Below are 3654 nucleotides of genomic sequence, written 5' to 3'. Positions count from 1 at the left end.
TCGCTGACGAGCGCGCTCGACCGTGCCCTCCGACCGGACGTGGTCACCCGAGCCCGCGCCATCGCCTCGGTCGTCCGCCGCGACGGTACCCAGATCGCGGCCCAGCGCCTGGCCACCACCGAACTGACGTTGACCGCCGCGCCCGGAGGACAGGTCTGAGAATGCGGGCTCACGCATGAGCCCGACGCTTCAGCGGTTTGCGGCGTTGCTCTGCGGACGCCACGTCGCGTGTGGATACGAACTTGGAGGGCACCGCCGTGGCTCGCTACCTGTTCCTGCCATTTCCGATGCATGGTCACGTCAACCCGATGATTCCGCTCGTCACAGAGTTGATCCATCGGGGAGAGGAGGTCTTCGTAGCGATCAGCGCGCCGTACGCGGAGACTTTCCGGGAGGCCGGTTGCGGCGTGACGGAGATGGACATCGTCGTGCCGACCACCTTTCCAGAGAATCCGACCGACGAAGAGCGCAAACACATGCGAAAACTGGGCGTCGCGATGATCCGTCAGCGCCGTCGAATCGTTGAGCAACTGCACCGCACCTGGGGGTACTGGCGGCCGGACGTGGTAGTCGCGGACCTTTCCGCCAGGTGGGGTGCGAAAGCGGCCCGGAAGGCGGATGCCCTGCTCGCCTCGTTCAGCCCGTCCTACGCCCTCAGCGAACAGATGGTCCTGGACAGCTCGCGGCGTCGGCACGGCCCGCTCGTCACTGCGGTGGTGCACCGGCTCGGGCTGCTGCGCCAGCTGCATCCCGCGCTCCTGGGCCGGGCCGATTTGGCGCTGGTGAACACGCCTGCGGCGGTGCAGCCGGCCCGGGAGACGTTCGACGACCGGTTCCGGTTCGTCGGGCCGTTGCTTCGGGACACCAGCGGCTACGGCAAGGACGACTTCCCGTGGGACCGCCTCGCCGACGGACCGACACTCTTCGTATCCCCGGGCACCCTCTGGGGCGGCAGCCCCGGGTTCTTCCGTGGCATCGCCGACGCCTTCGGGGGAACACGGTGGACCGTGGTGATGGCGACCGCACAGGTCGATCCGGCCGTCCTCGGCGAGTTGCCGAAGAACGTGATCGCGCGCCGGTACGTTCCGCAGAATCTGGTACTCGCCCGTACCGACGTCTTCGTCACCCGGTCCGGCATGAACTCCGCGATGGAGGCCGTGGTCAGAGGCATTCCGATGATCTCGGTGCCCCGCGCCGCCGACCAGAAGGTGATCGCGGCCCGGTTGGCGGAGCTGGGCGTCGCAATCACCATTCACAGCACCAGCGACGGGGCGATGTATCGGGAGGCCGCCGAGCGTCTGCTCGGGGACGAGTCGGTGCGCGCCGCCCTCGCCCGGCTCGGGGAGTCGATCAAGGGGTCGAACCCGGTGACGGACGCGGCGGACGCGCTTCAGGAACTGGCCGCCCGAGCGTCGTGGCCGTCCCGGGCCGAGGCCGGCAGCTCCGGCTGAGCATTTGCCCGGATCCTTCTATCGAGCTGCCGGATGGACGAATCGGCGGGCGTGGGAACGAATCACAGGCGAGCGCCGCCGCTCGCGTCGATGATCTGGCCGGTGATCCAACGAGCGTCGTCAGAGACGAGGAAGGCCACCACGTCGGCGATGTCGGCGGGCTGGCCCACCCGGCCGAAGGCGGAGATCGAGCCCCAGAAAGCGAGTTGTTGCGGGTTGTTCCGCAGTACGTGGGCGTTGCTGTCGACATCGACGACGCCGGGTGCTATCGCGTTGACCGTGATGCCGCGTACGCCGAGTTGCTTTGCGAGGGTGAAGCTGAGCGTGTCGATGGCACCCTTGGTCAGCGAGTAGGTGATCATCCCGGGAGCGGCGATCCGGGTGGTGGCGGAGGAGATATTGACGATTCGTCCGTTGTCCCGCAGCCGCTCCAATGCCTGCTGAAGGATGAAGAACGGCGCCTTCACGTTCACGGCGAAAATCCTGTCGAACTCTGCCGCGTCGGTGCCGGACAGGTTGTTGGAGCTGGCGATGCCGGCATTGTTGACGAGGATGTCGAGGCCCGGTTCGGCGCCGGTGTCGATGAGAACGGCGTCGAAGGTGGACCACAGCGCCTCGGCGTCGCCGGGTCTTCCGAGTTCGGTGCCGACTGGAAATGCGCGGCCACCGGCTTCTACGATCGCGTTGACGGTCTCTTTGGCGGCCGTCTCGTTGGTGCCGTAATGCACGGCGACGAGGGCGCCGTCCGCTGCGAGTCGGGTGGCGATTGCCCGACCGATGCCACGACTGCCACCGGTGACCAGGGCGGTCTTGCCGCTCAATCGCGCCATGATTCCGCATTACCTCCCCGTAGCGATAACCATGCATGCATGGATCGCTTTCAGGCTAATGAGGCGCACGGAGTGCGTCAACGGCCGGCGTCCACCGTTGGCCGGGAGGCGTACCTGCCTGTCCCAACACCCGATCATCCGGGAGGCGGTCGAGTATCCGGTTCTGCCGATGAGCGCGCGTCCGTCCCGTTTCCATGTGGCAGCGCCGGGCCCTGGGAATGGCGTTGTTCTATCGGTCGGTGAAGGCGCTTGCGCGGGCGGCGGTGGCCACGCTGCGGGCGACACGTTCGGGAAGGTGCGCGTCGGCCGCCGACCGCAGGAGTGCGAGCTCGTGGTGCAGCGGGGCGGTCGCGGCGATGAGCAGCCGGCGTGCGTCGGTGCCCGCCGGTATCTCACCGCGTTCGACGGCGCGTCGCACGACCTCGGCGCAGCGGTCATACCTGTCGGTCCAGAAGGCGCGCAGGGCCGCGGCGGCCTGTTCGGACCGGAACGAGGCGGCGATGAGCGCGACGGTGACCGGGTCGGCGGTCAGTCCTACATAGACCTCCTGGTTGACCGCGGCCAGGTCACCGTCGATCGAACCCGTGTCGGGTGGGCGCCACGCGTCGACGCTCGCCTCGTGCAGGACGTCCGCCAGCAGGCCACCGACATCCCGCCACCGCCGGTACACGGTCGTGCGGTGTACACCCGAGCGCTCGGCCACCGTGTCGATGCTCAGGGAGTCGTAGCCGTGTTGCACCAACTGGGCGAGCGTGGCGTCGAGCACGCGGTGACGGACCGCCGCGCTGCGCCCGCCTGGCCGACGCGCGCGGCCGGCCACTGTCTCGTCGGGCAGATCGCTTGTTGGTTGCGGCGGCGCCATGCGACGATGTTATCGCGACATCCGTAGTCTTAACGAGTGAGGATCTCGTGACACCCGACCCCACGGCCGTCCACCCGGTGGCGACGCATCCACGCGTGGTGTTCCTCAAGGCGCTGGTCACGTCCCCCAAGATCGTCGTAGGGGACTACACGTATTACGACGATCCCGATGATGCGACAGGCTTCGAGCGGCACAACGTGCTCTACGGCTACGGACCGGAAAGGTTGATCATCGGTAAGTTCTGCGCGATAGCGGCAGGAACCCGATTCCTGATGGCCGGCGGCGACCACCCCGTCGTGGGCCCGTCCACCTTCCCCTTCACCCTCTTCGGCGGCGAATGGGCCGAGCGGACCCTCGATGTCGTGAGCGCGATGCCCAGCCGAGGCGACACCATCGTCGGCAGGGCCGTTGCGTGTTTGACCGATTGCGGCTTGAGCTGGGATTTCACGGGGTGATTAGCCTCTGTGGAGGCGGTCGGGGCGGGTGAGGTCGCCTAGGTGATCATGGGAGT

Annotated in this window: 4 protein-coding genes; 2 read left to right on the top strand and 2 right to left on the bottom strand. The window is 67.6% G+C overall.

Features of this window, described 5'->3' with window-relative positions:
• The first annotated feature begins 242 nt into the window (after positions 1–242).
• Entirely contained in the window at positions 243–1451 is a 1209-nt protein-coding gene (locus AC2CHE_RS26580) for a nucleotide disphospho-sugar-binding domain-containing protein (protein ID WP_484507567.1), read from the top strand.
• A gap of 62 nt (positions 1452–1513) precedes the next feature.
• Here the strand turns inward: AC2CHE_RS26580 and AC2CHE_RS26575 are convergent, their stop codons facing one another.
• Entirely contained in the window at positions 1514–2281 is a 768-nt protein-coding gene (locus tag AC2CHE_RS26575; protein WP_484507566.1) for an SDR family oxidoreductase, read from the bottom strand.
• Between the two features lie 229 nt (positions 2282–2510).
• Positions 2511–3047, bottom strand: coding sequence for a TetR/AcrR family transcriptional regulator (locus tag AC2CHE_RS26570; protein ID WP_484507568.1), 537 nt, complete (start codon positions 3045–3047; stop codon positions 2511–2513).
• A 143-nt stretch (positions 3048–3190) separates the two neighbouring features.
• On the opposite strand from AC2CHE_RS26570, the gene AC2CHE_RS26565 reads away from it, so the two are divergent.
• Entirely contained in the window at positions 3191–3598 is a 408-nt protein-coding gene (locus AC2CHE_RS26565; RefSeq protein ID WP_484507565.1) for an LbetaH domain-containing protein, read from the top strand.
• Positions 3599–3654: the final 56 nt, after the last annotated feature.

Source organism: Micromonospora sp. ATLC16 (assembly GCF_057196645.1).
Note: the sequence above shows the minus strand (reverse complement) of the source record. Positions and strands in the feature narration are given on the sequence as shown.

What these genes read in the sequence shown, in the direction of transcription:
- AC2CHE_RS26575 (WP_484507566.1), bottom strand. Translation starts at nt 2,281, where the DNA reads ATGGCGCGATTGAGCGGCAAGACCGCCCTGGTCACCGGTGGCAGTCGT.